General features: G+C 68.1%; 17 protein-coding genes. 9 read left to right on the top strand and 8 right to left on the bottom strand.

All coding sequences use genetic code 11. The annotated features are described in order from the left end of the window. Nucleotides 1-47: 47 nt before the first annotated feature. From BN11_RS20530 to BN11_RS20540, 3 genes are all read right to left on the bottom strand, one after another. Nucleotides 48-1,250, bottom strand: a complete 1,203-nt coding sequence (locus BN11_RS20530; protein WP_048700294.1) for a multidrug effflux MFS transporter — start codon at nt 1,248-1,250, stop codon at nt 48-50. Then, on the bottom strand, nt 1,243-3,885 hold the full coding sequence (locus tag BN11_RS20535; protein ID WP_048700296.1) for a family 78 glycoside hydrolase catalytic domain: 2,643 nt from the start codon (nt 3,883-3,885) through the stop codon (nt 1,243-1,245). Before BN11_RS20535 ends, BN11_RS20530 begins: the two co-directional genes overlap by 8 nt. A 95-nt stretch (nt 3,886-3,980) precedes the next feature. Beyond that, nucleotides 3,981-4,955, bottom strand: coding sequence for a LysR family transcriptional regulator (locus BN11_RS20540; RefSeq protein WP_083434079.1), 975 nt, complete (start codon nt 4,953-4,955; stop codon nt 3,981-3,983). A 48-nt stretch (nt 4,956-5,003) separates the two neighbouring features. Here BN11_RS20540 and BN11_RS20545 point away from each other — a divergent pair, with 48 nt between their 5' ends. Beyond that, the gene (locus BN11_RS20545) at nt 5,004-5,963 is read left to right on the top strand and encodes a LysR family transcriptional regulator (protein WP_048700300.1); all 960 of its coding nucleotides are present in this window, start codon (nt 5,004-5,006) and stop codon (nt 5,961-5,963) included. Between the two features lie 28 nt (nt 5,964-5,991). Here the strand turns inward: BN11_RS20545 and BN11_RS20550 are convergent, their stop codons facing one another. From BN11_RS20550 to BN11_RS20565, 4 genes are all read right to left on the bottom strand, one after another. Then, entirely contained in the window at nt 5,992-6,945 is a 954-nt protein-coding gene (locus tag BN11_RS20550) for a dipeptidase (protein WP_201329329.1), read from the bottom strand. A gap of 109 nt (nt 6,946-7,054) precedes the next feature. Beyond that, on the bottom strand, nt 7,055-8,428 hold the full coding sequence (locus BN11_RS20555) for an FAD-binding oxidoreductase (RefSeq protein WP_201329330.1): 1,374 nt from the start codon (nt 8,426-8,428) through the stop codon (nt 7,055-7,057). Nucleotides 8,429-8,471: 43 nt separating this feature from the next. Next, a complete protein-coding gene (locus tag BN11_RS20560; RefSeq protein ID WP_048700302.1) occupies nt 8,472-8,897 on the bottom strand; it encodes a nuclear transport factor 2 family protein in 426 nt (141 codons plus the stop codon). 6 nt (nt 8,898-8,903) lie between these two features. After that, nucleotides 8,904-10,034, bottom strand: coding sequence for an FAD-dependent monooxygenase (locus BN11_RS20565; protein WP_048700303.1), 1,131 nt, complete (start codon nt 10,032-10,034; stop codon nt 8,904-8,906). 210 nt (nt 10,035-10,244) lie between these two features. Between BN11_RS20565 and BN11_RS20570 the strand changes: the two genes are divergently transcribed. The 7 genes from BN11_RS20570 (at nt 10,245) to BN11_RS20600 (ending at nt 14,924) form a co-directional block, all read left to right on the top strand. Continuing rightward, complete coding sequence (locus BN11_RS20570; protein ID WP_048700305.1) at nt 10,245-10,535, top strand: putative quinol monooxygenase; 291 nt, start codon at nt 10,245-10,247, stop codon at nt 10,533-10,535. A gap of 1 nt (nt 10,536) precedes the next feature. Further along, the gene (locus tag BN11_RS20575) at nt 10,537-11,517 is read left to right on the top strand and encodes a fumarylacetoacetate hydrolase family protein (RefSeq protein WP_053084203.1); all 981 of its coding nucleotides are present in this window, start codon (nt 10,537-10,539) and stop codon (nt 11,515-11,517) included. Nucleotides 11,518-11,520: 3 nt separating this feature from the next. Next, nucleotides 11,521-12,939 (top strand): aldehyde dehydrogenase family protein, encoded by a 1,419-nt coding sequence (locus BN11_RS20580; RefSeq protein ID WP_048700308.1) that lies wholly within the window; start codon nt 11,521-11,523, stop codon nt 12,937-12,939. Nucleotides 12,940-12,958: 19 nt separating this feature from the next. After that, nucleotides 12,959-13,393: a VOC family protein gene (locus tag BN11_RS20585; protein ID WP_083433924.1), complete on the top strand. Its 435-nt coding sequence runs from the start codon at nt 12,959-12,961 to the stop codon at nt 13,391-13,393. Beyond that, nucleotides 13,390-14,163, top strand: a complete 774-nt coding sequence (locus BN11_RS20590; RefSeq protein ID WP_048700310.1) for an SDR family NAD(P)-dependent oxidoreductase — start codon at nt 13,390-13,392, stop codon at nt 14,161-14,163. The genes BN11_RS20585 and BN11_RS20590 overlap by 4 nt, the downstream gene beginning before the upstream one ends. 93 nt (nt 14,164-14,256) lie before the next feature. Next, the gene (locus tag BN11_RS20595) at nt 14,257-14,490 is read left to right on the top strand and encodes a DUF2191 domain-containing protein (protein ID WP_048700312.1); all 234 of its coding nucleotides are present in this window, start codon (nt 14,257-14,259) and stop codon (nt 14,488-14,490) included. Continuing rightward, a complete protein-coding gene (locus tag BN11_RS20600) occupies nt 14,487-14,924 on the top strand; it encodes a type II toxin-antitoxin system VapC family toxin (RefSeq protein ID WP_048700314.1) in 438 nt (145 codons plus the stop codon). The genes BN11_RS20595 and BN11_RS20600 overlap by 4 nt, the downstream gene beginning before the upstream one ends. A 90-nt stretch (nt 14,925-15,014) precedes the next feature. Here the strand turns inward: BN11_RS20600 and BN11_RS20605 are convergent, their stop codons facing one another. Further along, the gene (locus BN11_RS20605; protein ID WP_048700316.1) at nt 15,015-16,244 is read right to left on the bottom strand and encodes an FAD-dependent oxidoreductase; all 1,230 of its coding nucleotides are present in this window, start codon (nt 16,242-16,244) and stop codon (nt 15,015-15,017) included. A gap of 143 nt (nt 16,245-16,387) precedes the next feature. Here BN11_RS20605 and BN11_RS20610 point away from each other — a divergent pair, with 143 nt between their 5' ends. Continuing rightward, nucleotides 16,388-17,011, top strand: a complete 624-nt coding sequence (locus tag BN11_RS20610) for a TetR/AcrR family transcriptional regulator (RefSeq protein WP_083433925.1) — start codon at nt 16,388-16,390, stop codon at nt 17,009-17,011. Nucleotides 17,012-17,094 lie beyond the last annotated feature (83 nt).

The raw sequence follows: 17,094 nt of genomic DNA on the forward strand, positions 1-17,094 counted from the left end.
GTTATAACCGCCCAACCGTCTTACCTTTTTCGCCGCGCCTGTGGTTGTCAGTCCTGGGCCGTGCGCAGCACGCTGGCCAGGGCCAAGGCCGAGCAGGTGAGCATGATGGCGGCGGGGACCAGGGCGGAGCCGGCCCCGCCGAGGCCGACGAGCGGCGAGACGACCGCGCCGAAGGCGTGCTGGCTGGTCCCCAGCAGCGCGCTTCCGGTGCCGGCCGAGGACCGGGCTTGCGCCATGACCAGCGCCGCCGTGGGTCCGAGGATGCCGCCCATGGGTGCGATGGCGAAGAAGATGGCGACGGCATACGTCCACACGGGTGCGTGCGTGAGCACCAGCACCACGAAGGCGAGCGTCGCGGCCACCTGCACCAGCACCGACGTCAGGACCACCCGCCGCGGGCCGACGCGATGGACGAGGTGACTGACGGCATACCCGGTGGTGACCATGCCGACGGCGTTGGCGCCGAACGCCATCCCGTAATGGATCTCGCTGAGCCCGATGATGTTCTGATAGACGAACGGCGAGGCGGCGATGTAGGACATCAAGACCCCGAACGCGCTGACGAAAACCGCGACCTGGCGCCGGTATTCGCTGATTCTGAGCACCTGACCGAAGGCGGTGCGTAGCGGCACTGAGGCACCGTGCCGTCGCTCGGGCGGCAGGCTCTCGCGGATCGCGAGCCGCACCGCCGCGAGACTGAGCGCACCGATGCCGGCGAGCACCCACAGCAGGCCCCGCCAGCCGATCGAGCCGATCATCAGGCTGCCCGCGAAGGGCGCGAGGATCGGGGCGATACCGCCGACTGTCATCATCAGCGTCATGACGCGCGCGGTGTCCCGGCCACTCGTCAGGTCGGTCACGACGGCGCGACCGATGACCAGGCCGCCGGCTCCGGTGAAGCCCTGGACGACACGCGCGAGGATGAGCAGGCCCAGGCTGGGTGCGGCGGCCGCCAGCGCGCCGGCGATGACACAGATCAGTCCGCTGAGAAGCAGCGGACGGAGTCGCCCGAAGCGATCCGACAACGGACCCCACACCAGCTGCCCGGCGGACAACCCGAGCATGAACGTCGTCAGCGTCAGTTGCACGCCGCTCGCATCCGTCCCGAGGTCGCCGACCATGTCAGGGAAGCCGGGCAGATAGAGATCGGTCGCCATCGGGGAGAACGCCGCCAGCATCGCCAGGGTCAGCAACAGGGGGATCGCGATGTGGCGGCCGGGGTGATCCTGCGGGGTGTGAGCGTCAGACACGGCAGGTCCTGGTATGCCGCCCGGGACCGACGTCCTCCGCCTCACGTCCGGGGAGGACAAGGTCGGCCCGGCATCCTGCCGGCACGTCGGCGGTGAGTTCGAAATCATTGTCCCGCAACGACCATTCGACCGTATGCCGTCCGTGAGGCGAATCGTGATGGGCCTGGGCCCAGGTGACTCCGCCACCAGGCCGCGGTTCGATGCGCGAGCGGCGCCACGCCGGCTCGGTCCGCCGCAGGCCCGCGACGTGGGTGTGCAGGAACCCGATGACGGCGCCCTTGCTGTAGTGGTTGAGCGACGCGTGCGGCATGCCGTCCTCGTCGATGCCTTCCCAACGCTCCCACATCGTGGTCGCGCCACGGTCGAGCATCGCCAGCCATCCCGGGGCGGCGCGTTGCAGGAGCAGGTCGTATGCCGTGTCGAGGTGCCCGCTGTCGGCGAGAGCGGGCAGCAGGTCACGGGTGGCAAGGAAGCCCGTGCCGAGCCGGGTGCCGTTGTCGCGGACGAGGCGATCCAATTGCGCGGCAGCGGTTTTGCGCAGGTGATCGGGCACGAGGCCGAACGTCAGCGCCCGCACGAGGTTGGCCTGCGTGTCGGGCGTGATGGTGCCGTCCGCGCCGACGAACTCCTGCTGCCAGGCGGTGCGGGTTTTGTCGGCGAGGTCGCGACAGTGCCGCGCGTCCGCCGGTCGGCCCAGCACCTCGGCGATGGCGGCCATGGTCTCGGCTGACCGGACCAGATAGGCGGTGGCGACGTCGGCCTTGTCCGCGGCGAGGAAGGCGGGGAAGTCGATCTCCTCGCCCGGCACAAGCCATTCTCCCCAATGGAAACCGGTGTCCCACAGCCATGTCTCGTGATCGAGCGGCGCGGGGGAGCGGGCGACCCGCGACGGGTGACGCCCGGTCGCGGCGCTCGCTGCCGCGAAGGCGAGCCAGCGTTGCATGTTCGGCCACAACTCGGCGAGGCTTCGCAGGTCGCCGTACTCGGCATACAGTTCCCATGGCACGAGGACGATGGCGTCGCCCCAGCCGGCCGAGCCGTTGAGCTTCTCCAGGAAGCCCGATCGCTCGGCGGGGGGCATCGGCGCCATATTGCCGACGATGCCGTTATCCCATTGCGCCGCAGCGAGATCGCGCAACCACGACAGGGAGAAGCCGGCGATGTCGTGGTGGAAGCTGGCCACGGGTGCATAGATCTGCCAGTCACCGGTCCACCCGGCCCGCTCCCTGGTCGGGCAGTCGGTCGGGATGGAGATGGCGTTGCCACGGAAACTCCGGACGGCGGCGGCGTGCAAGGCGTTGAGGTCGGCGTTGCTGCACGCGAACGACCCGCGCTCGGGCAGGTCCGTATGGACGACGACGGCGCGGGCCCGGGCGGCCACCTCCTCCGGCGCGAGATCGTGGCTGACGCCCTCGAGGCGCACGTAGCGGAAGCCGTGGCTGGTCAGGGTCGGCTCGAAGCTCTCACCCAGTTCCCCGGCGATGGTGACCCGATCGACCATCCCGGCGCGCACCTCGTGCTGGATGAAAGGAATGTCATCGGGCCGCAGGTGTTCGGTCATCACGTCACCGGCGGCGTCGACGGCCTCCGCGTGGGTCAGCGTGAGCGTGGTGCCGGCCGGGCCGAGTGCCGTGAGGTCGTCCAGGCGCGTCCATCCGCCGATGTTCTGCCCGAAGTCGAGGACGTAGGTGCCCGGCCGTGGGCGCGTGGCGGCGACTGCGGCGAGTTCGGTGATGCGGCGCACCGGGGGTGCCGGCGAGGCGGTGAGCGCGGCATACCCGATGTCTTCGCGGACCGTGACCGGCTCCCAGGACGGGGCGTCGAGATCTGTTGCAGTCCAACCCGATTGACGGAGCCGGTTGTCCTGCTGCTGACCCTCGATGAGGTCGGCCGCGACGACATGTGACGGCGCCCAGCGCCACGAGGCGCCGGTGCCGGTGACGACCGTCGAAGCGTCCTCGAACGTCAGGTGAAGTTGCGCGAGGTATGCGGTGCGGTTGCCGAACTGATCGGTCGAGCGCGGCATACCCACCGACCCGCGAAACCAGCCGTCGGCGAGAAGGACATCGACGGCATTGTCGCCCAGTCGAATCCGAGTGGTGACGTCGATGGTGGACACGTGCAGCCGGGCGGCGTACTCCGTATAGCCAGGCGCCAGTACCTCGTCGCTCACCGGCTCGCCGTTGAGAAAGGTCTCGTGGATGCCGTGAGCGGTGACATACAGGCGGGCGCGCGCGACCGGCCGGTCCACTGTCGTGACACCGCGCAGGCGGTAGGCGGGCCGGAAGCCCGGAGTCTCCGGCTCACGTGGGGTGGGCGACACCCAGGACGCCTGCCAGTCAGCAACATTCAGCAGCCCGGCTTCGAGGGCGACCGGTTCGCTGAACTCGCTGTCCCCCATATCGGTTCGCACTTGGACCGCGATCTCGTGCTGCTCTCCCGAATGCAATGGGTCGAAGGGCCACGGTTGCAGGACGGTGCCGTCGCTCTCGACCCATGGACTCAGTTCGTCGTCGAGACGGAGGCGGTAGGCATGCTGGCGCCCGGCATCGGGGGCGGGTAGTTGCCAGGACAGCCGCGGCCGCCGCTCCCCGATCCCGAGGGCGTCGTCGCGATGCTCGACCCGGATGCGCATCCGCCTAGCCGACCAGGAGATCGCGGGTGGGGGAAATCGCGCCTCGGCATGGCACCGATTCCCCTCCTCTATGGCGAGGAGCGGACAATCGCATGCTATTGGCTCGGGGCAGCGTCCTCGAGTTCGATCGCCACGTCGTAGAGCAGGTGCCGCAACCACGTCACCGCTGGGTCGTTGTCGCGTCGCTGATGCCAGTGCGCCGCCTCGGTGATCTGCACCTGAGTGAGCGGGGTTCGGGCGATCGCGAGATCGAGCGACTCGAGGACGCGGTGGGCGAGCCGGGAGGGCACGAAGGCGCACATGTGCGTGCCCTTGATGGCGAAGGGAACTGTCAGCAGACTGGTGACACGCACGGCGACAAGGCGATCGGCGATCCCGGCCGCCTCGGCGGCCTTCTCCAGCGGGCGGCGATAGTCGCCGGCGGCGAGGAACTCGGCCACGGCGTGCGGCATACGGTGCAATTGCTCGAGCGTGAGCGCGCCGTCGACGAGTTCCGGGTTGTCGCGCGCGACCAGACACACCAGGTGATCAGTGAAGATCGGCTGCACCAAACCCCCGAAGCCGAAGCCCAACGGGGCCACCATGAGGTCACGGCGCATGAGGTCCGCCTCGACGAGGTCGTGTGCGCGTGGCATCGGTTCGATGACGACGCTGCAGCCCGGGGCGGCTTCGCGAACAGCCCGCGAGAGGGGCTCGGCGAGCACGGTCATCGCGTACTCCGACATCGACAGTGAGAAGCGTTTGTCGCTGGTCGCCGGGTCGAATTCGCTGTGGTCGCCGAGCAGCGTCTCGGCGGCCGCAACGGCGGCGGCGACCTTGGGCCGCAGGTCCTCGGCGAGGGGCGTGAGCTGGAAGTCCCGGCCCGTGCGCACGAGCAGCTCGTCGTCGAAATGGGTGCGGAGCCGGCCCAGAGCACCACTCATGGCCGGCTGGCTCATCTGCATGCGGATGCCGGCGTGCGTGAGGTTGCGTTCTTCCAACAGTGCGTGCAGGAAGAGCAGCAGGTTCGCGTCGACATCGCGCACGCGTTCACGCGTGCCGCCTGCGGGGCTGGGTCCTACCGATGACACGCTGCCCATCGTAGGGTTGTCGGTGTCGCCGATCGATAGTCGGCGCGATTGTCGACGGCGACGGAGGTCGAAGGTCAGGTGGCGCTCGGAGGGACCGACCTCAATCTCGTGCTCGCGCTCAAGGTCATCCTCGAAGAGGGCAATGTCACGCGTGCCGGCGAACGTCTGGCCATGAGCCAGCCGGCCATGAGCGGTGCCCTGGCGAAGCTGCGGCGGCGGTTCGACGACGAATTGCTCGTCCGCTCCGGGCGCGAATACGAGCTGACGCCGTTCGCCCGGGAGCTGCTGCCGGAGGCGCAGGAGGCATTGCGGCTGATCAGCGAGGCGCTCGGAGTGGCCGAGGGATTCGACCCGGCCACGAGTGACCGGGAGTTCCGGATCACGATGAGCGACTACGCGATCGCCGTCGTGTTGGAGCCACTGCTCGCGAAGATCACGGCGCAGGCTCCGCATGTCCGCCTGACCGTCGACCATCTGATGCCGGCGACGTCGGCGACCGACCGGCTGCTGCTGGACTACGACGTGATGATCGCCCCTTTGGGCTATGGCTTCGGCGGCCATTCGCGTCCGCTGTGGCGGGACCGGATGGTCTGTTTGATGGCCTCCGATCACCCCCTGGCCGGCGTTGGCGCGCTGACGCTGGACCATCTGCGCGAGACCCCGCATGCCGAGGCGGCGTTCGGGCCGGGCACGCTGACGCCGGTTTCTCGGGTGCTCGGTGAGTTGGACGTCCAGCGGCGTGTGGATGTGCAGGTGCGCGGGTGGCTTCCGTTGCCCTTCGTGCTCATCGACTCCGACATGATCGGGATCGTCCCCGAACGCCTGGCGCGCATGCACGTGCGCCCCGGCGGTCCCCTGGTCCAGAAGGAAACGCCGTTCGGGGAAATCCTTCTTGTGGAAGGCTATTGGTATGCCGCGAATCGCCTCGGCGACCCGGCGAACCACTGGCTGTTCGAGCGTTTGGACGAGGTCGCTGCCGAGTTGGCTCCCGAGGAGGACGCGTCCTGACGACGCGTCCTGACGTCCCGGCGGCCAGTCAGGCGGGCAGTGCCCCGGCGAGGACGCGCAGGCCGATGCCGGTGACGCCGCCGGTCGCGGCGATGCCCCGGATCTCGTCGTCGGTCATATTGCGGTTGACCGGGCTCGTGGCTTGCACCCCGCCATGACTGATCACGACCGGCCGATCGGCCACTGCGAGTACCTCTGCGACGGTGCGGTGGCTGGCGTGAGCGAGGTCGACGACGACACGCAGGTCGTCCAACGCCGCCATCACGTCACGTCCGAACCCGGTCAGGCCCCCCTTGTCGACCCCGTGCATCGACCCCGCGACATCGTTGTCGAAGACGTGGGTCAGCCCGGCCATCCGCATCCCGGCGTCGTGGAGGGCTGCAACGTTCTCCAACCGGCCTTCGAGGTTGTGCAGACCCTCGACGGAGAACAGCGCGCCGATCGGTTCGCTGCCAGCGTCCCGGGTCGCCAGGATCCGGAGCAGGTCGGAGCGGGAGCGGACGAAAGCCAACTGGCCGCCGGAGCGCTCCACCGTTCTCTCCAATTTGGCCGCATGGTGAAGTGATCTCTGCAGCAAGGATTTCCACGTAACCCGCGGTTGCCGCTGAGCGATCGACAGTGCAGTGATCAGGTCGCTGCTGTCGTCATTGCGTTCGAGGTTCAGGCCACGCGGCGTCTTGGTCACCGACGAGAACACCTGACGTGCCACGTGACCGTCGCGCAGCCGGGGCAGGTCGACGTGCCCACGGTCGCCGCGGCGGAGCAGCTCGCGCTCCCACAGGAGAGTGTCCGCGTGCAGGTCCACCACCCGCAGCCGGGCGTGCAGCGCCCGGGCCTCTGGGGAGGCCGCCAGGGTGGCGCGCGGCGATATCTGGTTGAGCCGCCGCTCGACCAGGGGCGCGGTGGCCCGTGTCGCGGCGCCGACGGCAACCGCCGCGGCGAGTCCTCCCGCGACCACCTTCATACGGCGCGCATTGTCCACGCGACCGATAATGCCAAGCCGAGCGCTGTTCCTGTCGATCGCGAACGATGCCGGCGCGCCGACGTGGCGATGCGCCCACGTGGCGCGAGCGGCGGCATCGATTCGGGGCTCAGACCCAGTGGTTGCGGTTGGTGGCGCCCTCGGGGCCGGCGAGATAGCTGACGAACATACCGCCCGGGTCTCTCTCAGCCCGAATCTCTTGCAGCCGAGCCCAGTTCGCGTCCGACATGAACTGCACCTGGCGGCGCGAGAGGTCGCTGTCGCCGAGGTACTGCCCGACGGTCACCGGCTGCAGGTCCGCCATCACCGACTGCAGCCACGAGATATTGCGCTCATCGTCCGCCGGGTCCTCCCACAGGTTGTAGGCCGCGAGGTAGATCTCGCTCTGCATCGAGAACGCCATGTCCGGCAGGTCGCGCAGGGGGGCCATGGAGAACCAGATCGTAAATGCCTTGTCGTTGGGGAGAGTGACATAGGCGTTCTTCATGGCGTCCACGACCTGTTCGGTCGGGCCGGTGATCCAGGCATTGTCGACCGCCCAGCGGTGCCCCTCAGGGTTCGCCATGAGTTGTTCCCTGCGGTGGTCCTCGATATCGGCGGGGACGCAATCGTGAACCAGCAGAGCGCGATCCAGAGCGGGGTTGGTGCGGAAGGGCGCCAACGCGACCTCGGCCTGCTCCGGGGTGTCGACGAGAGCGAGGCCGGTGACGATGAGGACTGGTCCCTCGGCGATGTTCGTGTCCGTCTTGGTCAGCGCGACGATCTCGACCGTGTCGGTCACGGTGTGGTGCGTGTTGTGCAGCCAGGTCATGACCTCGTCGAAGTCGGCGAGGTCGAAGGCTTGAACCGTCGTCGCGCTGTAGCCGTAGTGCGGCATCGTGCGCAGGTGGAAGCGTGTGACGACGCCGAAGAAGCCCGGCCCTGCGCCGCGAGCCGCCCAGAAGAGGTCGGCGTTCTCGGTCTCGCTGGCCTTGACCAACTCACCGTCGGCGGTGACGACGTCGATGGAGTCGATCCACTCGGCGCCCCAGCCCCAGCCGCGCGCGTTGTAGCCTTGCCCACCCTGGAGGAGGAAGCCGCCGATGCCCACGGTGGGACAGTGCCCGCCGGGGAAGAAGCGCCCCCGCTGCGCGAGATAGGGACCCAGGGTCGATCCGCCTTTGATCGCCGGGCCGGCGCTCGCGATGCCGGTCGCCTCGTCATACGACGCATCGTTGAGCGCGCCGAGATCGAGCACCAGCGCGTCGTCGCGGACCGACCATTGGGCCCAGCTGTGGCCGCCGGAGCGAATTGCTACCTTCCAGCCGCGGTCTTTGGCGAGCCGTATGCCGCGCACCACGTCCTGCTCGTTAGCCACCTTGAGCACAGCGGCCGGAAGGCGCTGCGGCAGAAGGCGATTGAAGACCCGGTCGACGACGGCGTCGGCGAAGCCGGGATCGTCACGCAGCAGGAAGGTGCCGTCGAAGGCTGGCAGGTTGCTCACGGTGGGGCCTCTCGTGTAGATCAGACGATCGTGTGCTTGGTGATCAGTGCGGCAGGCCGAGTTCGGTCCTGGTGCCGTCGACCCCGGTCTTGCGGAAAGAGTTGTAGGCGACGCGGATGTGGCTGAACTGCCCCGCGTCGTTGATGCGATAGAGGATCACGCCGTGGAAGTCGAACTGATCGCCTTCCACCACCGGGCCGAAGAGCGCCTCCGGCGCGTCGTGCCGGGCCCGGAAGTTGGTCTTCATCTCGATGGCCAGCCGGGTGTCGTCGCTGACGAAGTCCACGACATCGAGGGTCTCGACGAAGTCCGGCCAGATCTTCGCGTAGTGGTCCTTCATGCCCTGCCGTCCATGGATCTCCAACAGCCCGTTGATCATCCAGAGGTCTTCGGCAATGAAGCGATCAAAGGCGGTGGTGTCCTCGGCGTTGAAGCCGGCGATGTACTCGTCGAAGGTCGCCCGGTCCATGCGCGATCAGGCCGGCTCGCAGAGGGCGTGCAGCGTCTGCCCCATGACTCGGCCGGGGTCGGCGCCGGGCGTGTCGGGGTGCATCTCCCACTCGGCGAGCTGCAGAGAGTTGTCGAGCACCATCTTCACGCGCGGGAATCGTCGCGCCATGAAGGAGTCGAGGGCACCCTGCAGGTCATCGGTCTTGGTCAGTTCATCCGCGAGGACGACGGCATCCTCGGCACACATGGCGGCACCTTGCGCGATCAGTGGAGGGCAGGCGTGGGCAGCGTCGCCGATGACGATGGTGCGCCCGCGGTGCCAGGGGTCCTCGACGCAGATCGTCTCGATCCACTGATAATTCACGACCGCATCGTCGGGCAGGGCGTCGCGGATCTTGCCCCACGTGCCGCCATACCCCTGCCCGTGCTCCTTCATCACGTGCCCGTTGGGCTTCTCGCCGACGAACTCGCGGTCGAGATTCTCCTCGAGGAGGAAGGCGTAGCAGTAGTCCTCGGAGATCGGGGTGTAGCCGGCCTTGAACTTCGGCCCGCCGTAGTAGAGCTCCGAGCAGTCCATCTCCGGCGGTCGCGGCGCGACGACCCGCCAGATTCCCATTCCGACCGGGCGGACCTCGGCGTCGATGCCGATCATCTCCCGGGTCTTGCTGCGAATGCCGTCGGCACCGATCACGAGGTCGACGGTCTCGGTGGAGCCGTCCGACAAGGTGACCGTCGCCGCGTCGGCGTGGTCCTCGATCGCGGTGACCGACGTGCCGAGTCGCACGTCGACGCCGGCGTCAACGACGGCGTTGCGCAGGATCGTCGCGAGGTCGGAGCGCATCGCGCCGGCCGTGCCCGGCAGGTCGGGGCCACCCATGGGCGGGGTGGGGATCTCCATGATCAGGTCGCCATTGGCGGCCCGCATCCGCAGGCCACCGAACGGGAAACCCTTCGCCAAGACCTGGTCTATGACACCGACCTCCTTGAAGGCCTTGAGGGCGTTGCCCTGGATCGTCAGCCCGTGCCCGATGGCCGTCAGATCGTCCTGGCGCTCGACGAGGACTACATCGATGCCCTTCTGCGTCAACGCAAGCGAGACCATCGTCCCGGTGACGCCACCTCCGATGACGAGAACCTTCGACACTGCGGCGCTCATGACGTTCCTTCCGTCGGCATTGACTTGGCGGGACCTACTCATCCCATCTGGGACAGGACGCTAGGGTCCGTCGGCGCCCACCGGAACCCAGAACTGCCTATGCCAGCCATCGCCCGCGCCGACTTCCGCCGACCCGCCCACCCCTCATACCGTCAAGGACGCGGCGCGACCTGCGTGCTGCACTCGACCATCTCTGCTAAGGAGCACCCCATGGCGTATGTCGTCACCGCGACCTGGACCGTCCAGCCCGGCCACGAGGCAACGGTTGCCGATGCCATCGAGAAGCTCATCCCGCTCTCGCGTCAAGAGCCGGGCAACCAGTGCTACCACCCCTACCGCGACCCCGAGGTCGCGAACAAGTTCCACTTCTTTGAGATCTACGACGACGAGGATGCCTACAAGGCGCACGGTGACTCCGAGCACTTCCAGACCTACGGTTTCGGCCAGGCGATCCCGGTCCTGGAGAACCGTGAGCGCGCCTTCTACGAGACGATCGACTGAGATGCGCCTGGCTCGTTATCGGCTGCGCTCCGATGCACCGGACGCTTCCTCCGTCGGGCTGGTGATCGGCGGCAACGGGTCGTGGACCGTGCATCCGTTCGCCGACGGCAGTGACCTGATCTCGTTGCTGGCGTTGGAATTCGAGGCGCGGGAGGAGCTGGCCGATGCGGCTGCCGCCGGGGAGGGGTATGCCGCCGCCGACGTCGTCCTGCTGCCGCCGGTCTATCCCGTGGCGATGCGCGACTTCCTCACCTTCGAGGCGCACGTCGACGGGATGGAGAAGGGCCACGGCAACCCCGGGGCCCCCGATGAGTGGTATGACGCCCCAGTCTTCCTCTTCATGGCTCCGCACGCTGTGTGCGGCGCGTTCGACGAGATCGCGTATCCGCCGGACACCGAGCGGCTCGACTTCGAGCTGGAGATCGCGGCGATCGTCTGCAAGGACGCCCGCAATGTCACGCCGGAGGAGGCCAAGGGCGTCATCGGCGGCTACTGCGTGATGAACGACTGGTCCGCGCGCGACGTACAGGGCAAGGAGATGAAGCTCAAGCTCGGGCCCTCGAAGGGCAAGGACTTCGCGACGACGATCGGGCCGTGGGTTGTCACGGCGGACGAGCTCGAAAGCCACCGGGACGCCGATGGCTTCCTCGACCTCGGCATGAGCGTCAGCGTCAACGACGAGGTGGTCGGCTCCGACCGGTCCGCCAACATGGGCTGGTCCTTCGAGCAGCTCGTCTCGCATGCCTCGCGGGCGTCCTGGGTCAAGGCCGGCGAGGTGTTGGCGTCCGGCACCTGTGCCTCGGGTTCGCTCGCCGAGTCCTGGGGTCGCACCGGCCGGCTGACCCCGCCGCCATTGCAGGTCGGCGACGTCGTGTCGATGACCATCGAGCACCTCGGCACGATCAGCAATCGCATCGTCGCCTCTAATGAGGTTGTCCCGCAGACAGTTCCGGCGCGCCGCCGAGTGCCGGAAGGAGTCTGACGCGTGGCGACGATCACGACCCGCAACCCGCACACCGGCGCCGAACTCGCGACCTACGAGTGCGCTGAAGGGGAACGGATCGAGGAGGTCCGGTCGCAGGCCGCCGCGGCCGCGGGTGCCTGGGGCGAGGTCGCCGTCGGCGACCGGACGCACCTGTTGCGCGCGCTGGGTGACCTGCTCACCGAGCGGCGGGAGGAGTATGCCGCGCTGATCACGGCCGAGATGGGCAAGCCCATCGCCGAGGCGCTCGGCGAAATCGACAAGTGCGCGTTGTCGTGCCACGTCGTGGCCGACCTGGCACCCGCCTGGCTTGCCGACGAGCCGGTCGCGACCTCGGCGCAGCAATCGTGGGTCTCCTACGTTCCGCTCGGGGTCGTCGTCGCGGTCATGCCGTGGAATTTCCCCTTCTGGCAGGTGATCCGGTTCGCGTGTGCGGCCCTGGTCGCCGGCAACTCCGGCATCCTGAAGCACTCGCCGAATGTCACCGGCTGCGCCGTGGCGCTCGAAGAACTCCTGGACGCGGCCGCCTCTCGCGCGGGCGCCCCGGCCCAGCTGCTGCAGACGCTGGTCATCGATGAATCCCTTGTCCCGCAGATCATCCCGGCTCTGATTGCCGATGACCGGGTCGCTGCCGCCACGCTTACGGGCAGTGAACGCGCCGGGGTCGCCGTGGGATCGGCGGCCGGCGCGGCATTGAAGAAGGTCGTGCTCGAGCTCGGAGGCTCCGACCCCTTCGTCGTCCTCGATGACGCCGACCTCGATGCCGCGGCCGATGCGGCCATCCGGTCACGCTTCGGCAACGCCGGACAGAGCTGCATCGCCGCGAAGCGCTGGATCGTCCAGCAGTCCGTCGCCGACGACTTCGTGTCCCGGATCCAAGACCGGATGGCGCGCCTGGTGGCGGGCGATCCCGCCGACCCGGCCACGAACATCGGGCCGATGGCCCGCGGCGACCTGCGCCGCGTCGTGCACGAGCAGGTGCAGGACTCCGTCACCGAAGGCGCGACCCTCGTGGCCGGCGGCGTGATCCCCGTGGGTCCCGGATATCACTACCCCGCAACACTTCTCGACAATGTGTCGACGTCGATGACGGTCGCCCGCGAAGAGACGTTCGGGCCGGTGGCCTGTGTGATCCGGGTGGCCGACGACGACGAGGCGGTGCGCGTGGCGAATGACACGGCATACGGGCTCGGTGCCAGCGTCTGGTCGCGATCCGAACGCGGCCTCGCGGTCGGCACCCGCATCCGCTCCGGCGCACTGTTCGTCAACGCGGTCGTCGCCTCGGACGCCCGGATGCCGTTCGGCGGTTTGGGGCGCTCGGGACACGGCCGAGAGCTCGGAGCCGCCGGCGTCCGTGAGTTCACCAATGTGCGGACCGTCTGGATCGGCGACGGCTCCCACCTGCCCACCATCGCGGAGTAGCCATGACCTGGAGGAGCCAATGATCAGCGGACGATTCGACCATGTCGGCCTCAATGTCACCGACCTGCCGGGCATGACCCGGTGGTATTGCGACACGCTGGGCATGGAGATCTTCTTCGAGTTCGCGCTGGACCACGTGGACTTCCACGGAGTCATGCTGCGGCACCCGGACGGCTATCACATCGAGTTGCTGCACCGTCCCGGTGCGACCACCGGCATCCAGGCCACGAACCCCGTCGAGGCGGCATTGACGTTGGGCTACAGCCACTTTGCGCTCGACGTGCCCGAGGTCGATCCTGTCTACGGCGCCCTCATCGCCGCCGGCGCGAGCGACCGGATGTCGCCGCGGCCCTCCCCGGAACCGGGCGTGCGGATGGCCTTCGTCGCCGACCCCGAGGGCAACCTGATCGAGCTGCTCGATCGCACAGCGGTCCGGATGAGGGAGGCAGCATGACGGGGCGGCTCGACGGAAAGGTCGCGCTCATCACGGGCGTCGGTGGCGGGATGGGCGTCGAGGCGGCGCGCCTGTTCTGCGCCGCAGGCGCCAAGGTGGTCGGGTGTGACTTCTTCGAGGAAGGGGCGCGCCAGACCGAGGAGGCGGTCCGTGCCGAGGGCGGCGAGATCACGGTTATGGGCGGGGTCGACCTCGGTGACGCGCAGGCCGCGAAGGCGTGGATCGACCAGGCCGCCGAGGTCTACGGCGGCTTCGACATCCTCTACAACAACGCCTCCACTCAGCGCTTCGCCGGCATCGAGGAGTTGTCCGTCGAGGACTGGGACTACACGATGCGCAACGAACTCAACCTCGTGTTCTACGCGTGCAAGGCGGCCTGGCCGCATCTGAAGAAGCGGGGCGGCGGCGTGATCCTCAACGTCGGCTCGATCGCCGGTCTGCGGGGTGTGGAGTTCATGCCGCAGAACGCGCACGGCACAGCCAAGGCAGGCGTGATGTCGCTGACCCGGCAACTGGTCGTCGAGGGTGCACCGCACGGCATCCGCGCCAACACCATCAGCCCCGGGCTCATCGAGACGCCGAACACCCGGACCTTCCTTGCCGACCCGCCGGAGAACGTCAAGCGCATTGTGCTGGACCGGATTCCGGTCGGGCGAGTCGGGCAGCCGGCGGACATCGTCAACGCCGCGATCTTCCTCGCATCGGACGACGCAACCTATATCAACGGCGCCAACCTCGTCATCGACGGCGGCGGTTCGGTCCTCGGGTGAGGCCATACGCGAGCTGACCGAGGACGAGAGGGTGCGGTTGCTGAGACTGCACTCGGCATACGGGAGTACGGGTACATTGATACGGTAGACCGTATGAAGACGACGATCGAGATCCCGGACGCCCTGGCGGCGGAGGCCAAACAGGTGGCGCGCGACGAAGGCTCGACGCTGCGCGACCTCGTCGTGACGGGTTTGCGCGCCGAGGTCGATCGTCGCCGCCGGCGGGGCGTGGTGGACTTCGTCTTTCCCAGTTTCGGGGGTGACGGGCTGCTGCTGGATGTGGCGCCGGAGGGGATGATCGCTCGCTCGTATGGTTTGCCGGAATGATCGCGCTCGACACGAACCTCCTCGTCTATGCCCACCGCCGCGACTCGGCTCATCATGCGGCTGCGGCTGCCGCGATCTCGGCGGCCGTGCTGCATCGCGGGGGCTGCGCCGTGCCGTGGCCCTGTCTGCACGAGTTCCTCGCTGTGGTCACGCATCCGCGGATCTACTCCCCGCCGACGCCGCCCGCGGAGGCGATCGCGGCCGTGGTGGCGCTGGCCGCGCAGCCCGGTGTCCACGTCATCGGTGAGGGGACAGATCACCTCACCGTGCTGTCTGACCTGCTGAGCAGCGGGCGCGTGACGGGTCCGAAGATCCATGATGCGCGGGTGGCGGCGATCTGCCTCGCGCATGGTGTCGACGCGTTGTGGTCGGCTGATCGCGACTTCTCCTGGTTCCCCGCTCTCCGCGTCGTCAATCCGCTGGTCACAGCCTGACCACGGGCCGGGGGAACGTGCGGCCGCCAGTGTGCGGAAATCGTGACGACATCGTCCTCGACTTGGGTGACCGACCGACGCAAGTGACGATCAGGCGCCTAACTCATGCCGGAAGCGAGCCTCGGCGATGTCGATCGCAGCCAGTTGTTCGAGAATCTCGGATGGGGCCTTCTCGCCGATGACTTTCTGCAGCAACGGTGTCCGGTCGAAGACGAGGTCGCGGACAGGGCGCAGCGCCGCCGGCGCGTGGTGGAAAGCCTGTCCCAGACGATAGGCCAGTGTCGACTGGAAGGCGGTATGTCCGCGTCGGGGCTCCTCGAAGTCCTGCAGGGCCATCCGCACCGCCTGATAGTCGCGCAGATCGACCCCGGCCAGCCGGCGTCCGAGGAAGTAGCCGTCCTCGATCGCCATGCCCGCGCCGTAGGCGGCATACGGAGAGGTGGGGTGGGCGGCATCGCCGACGAGGGTCACGCGACCGGACGACCACTGCGTCAGCGGCAGCCGGTCGCGAATGACCCAGCGCTGGACATCGGATGGCGCTGTCGCAGCGATGAGTTCGGGCAGCGGGGCGGCAAAGCCCGCGCCCATCCGGACGGCCTCGGTCTTCCAGTCGCCGGTGATCTCGGCCGTGCCGTCATGGGCGCCGAGCACCCACCACTGATAACCCCGCCGACCTTCGTGCAGGATCGAGGTCCAACTGCCCTGGATGGTCCGGTTGTGGCTGACGACGCACAGGCCCTCCTGTGCGCTCACCGGCGCGTCGAAGGTGAACCCGCCGAAGATGTGCAGGTCGTGCTCGCGCTTAGGGGAGTCGCCCCACAGGGTGCGCCGCACGAGGGAGTCGATGCCGTCGGCGCCGACGAGCACATCGACTTCGTGAACCTCGCCGTCGGCCATCGTGATGCGAACCGCTGATTCGTCCTGCTCGACCGACTCGACCCGAGCATTGACGCGCAAGGCGCCGTCGGGAAGCGCTGACTGCAACCGTCGGTAGAGCTGCGGACGCAGCATACCGATGAAACCGCCGCCGAAATCGTCGATGACATTCTGCGGCAGCCGAACTCGAGCTCGGACCCGGCCGTCAGCGCGCCGGAACTGCGATTCGCAGGGCGCGCCGAGGTCAGCGGTGTCGACGCCCATGAGGCCGAGTGCCTTGATGGGCGGTGGCCACAGGTTGAGGATGTTCCCGGCCGGCCTGGCCTGCGGATAGCGCTCCAGCAGCATGACGTCGTGCCCGCCTTGGGCGATCGACAGCGTCGCTGCCATGCCGGCCGGCCCGCAACCGATGACGGCGACGCGACCGCGTGGTGTGGTGGGCATGGGCGCTCCCTTGCGAGTGATCTACATCGTCCGCGAACCGTAGTTGGCACTACGGTTAGACTGCCCGAATGGATGCGTGCATGGCAAGAGGGCGCCGGCTGATGTCAGCCATTGGTGAGGTGGAGAGTTGGTGAGGTGGAGAGTTGACCGCAAGGTATGCCGTGCGCGAACCCCGTCAGGAGCGCACCCGCGTCGCGTGGCAGCGCATCCTGGACGCGGGGGTCGCCGTGCTCGAAGACGAGGGTGCCGGCGGGTTCACCATCGATGCGATCTGCGCCCGGGCGAGCGTCGTCCCGCGGGCCGTCTATGACCGGGTCGACACCAAGGAAGCCCTCTTCTACGCCGTCTACGAGCACGGTATGCAGCGGGTGCAACACACCGAAGGTCACCTGGAAGCTATTGCGCACCAAGACGTTCCACCCGCCGCTCGCATCCATGCCACCGTGCAGGCACTTGCTCAGGCCTTCGTCGATAACGAACGATTCCTGCGCGCCGTCGTCCTCGTGTCGAGTCAGGATCCCGAGATCGAGCGCCGCGGAGTGCAGTATGTCGCGCGGCTCTCCGCGCGGTTCGCCGCGGCTCTCCATCCCGCTCGCCCGGCGATGCGGCATTCCGATCCGGACGCTGCGATCCGCTGGATCTTCGGCGATCTCTTCGCGGCGCTCACCCTGCGCACGGCATACGGTCCCACCTTCTTCGGCCCTGCCCACACCGACGGCCAACACCTGGAGCACCTCTGCGCGCTGGCGCGCGCCTTCCTTCTCTGACACTCGTCCGGAGCGCTGGCTCAACGGGCGATATCTGCCATCACTGGAGACGAGTTCCGCCGCGAGCCGGGCAGCCATACCGT

The sequence above is a fragment of the Nostocoides australiense Ben110 genome (assembly GCF_001050535.1).
GTDB lineage: Bacteria > Actinomycetota > Actinomycetes > Actinomycetales > Dermatophilaceae > Nostocoides_A > Nostocoides_A australiense.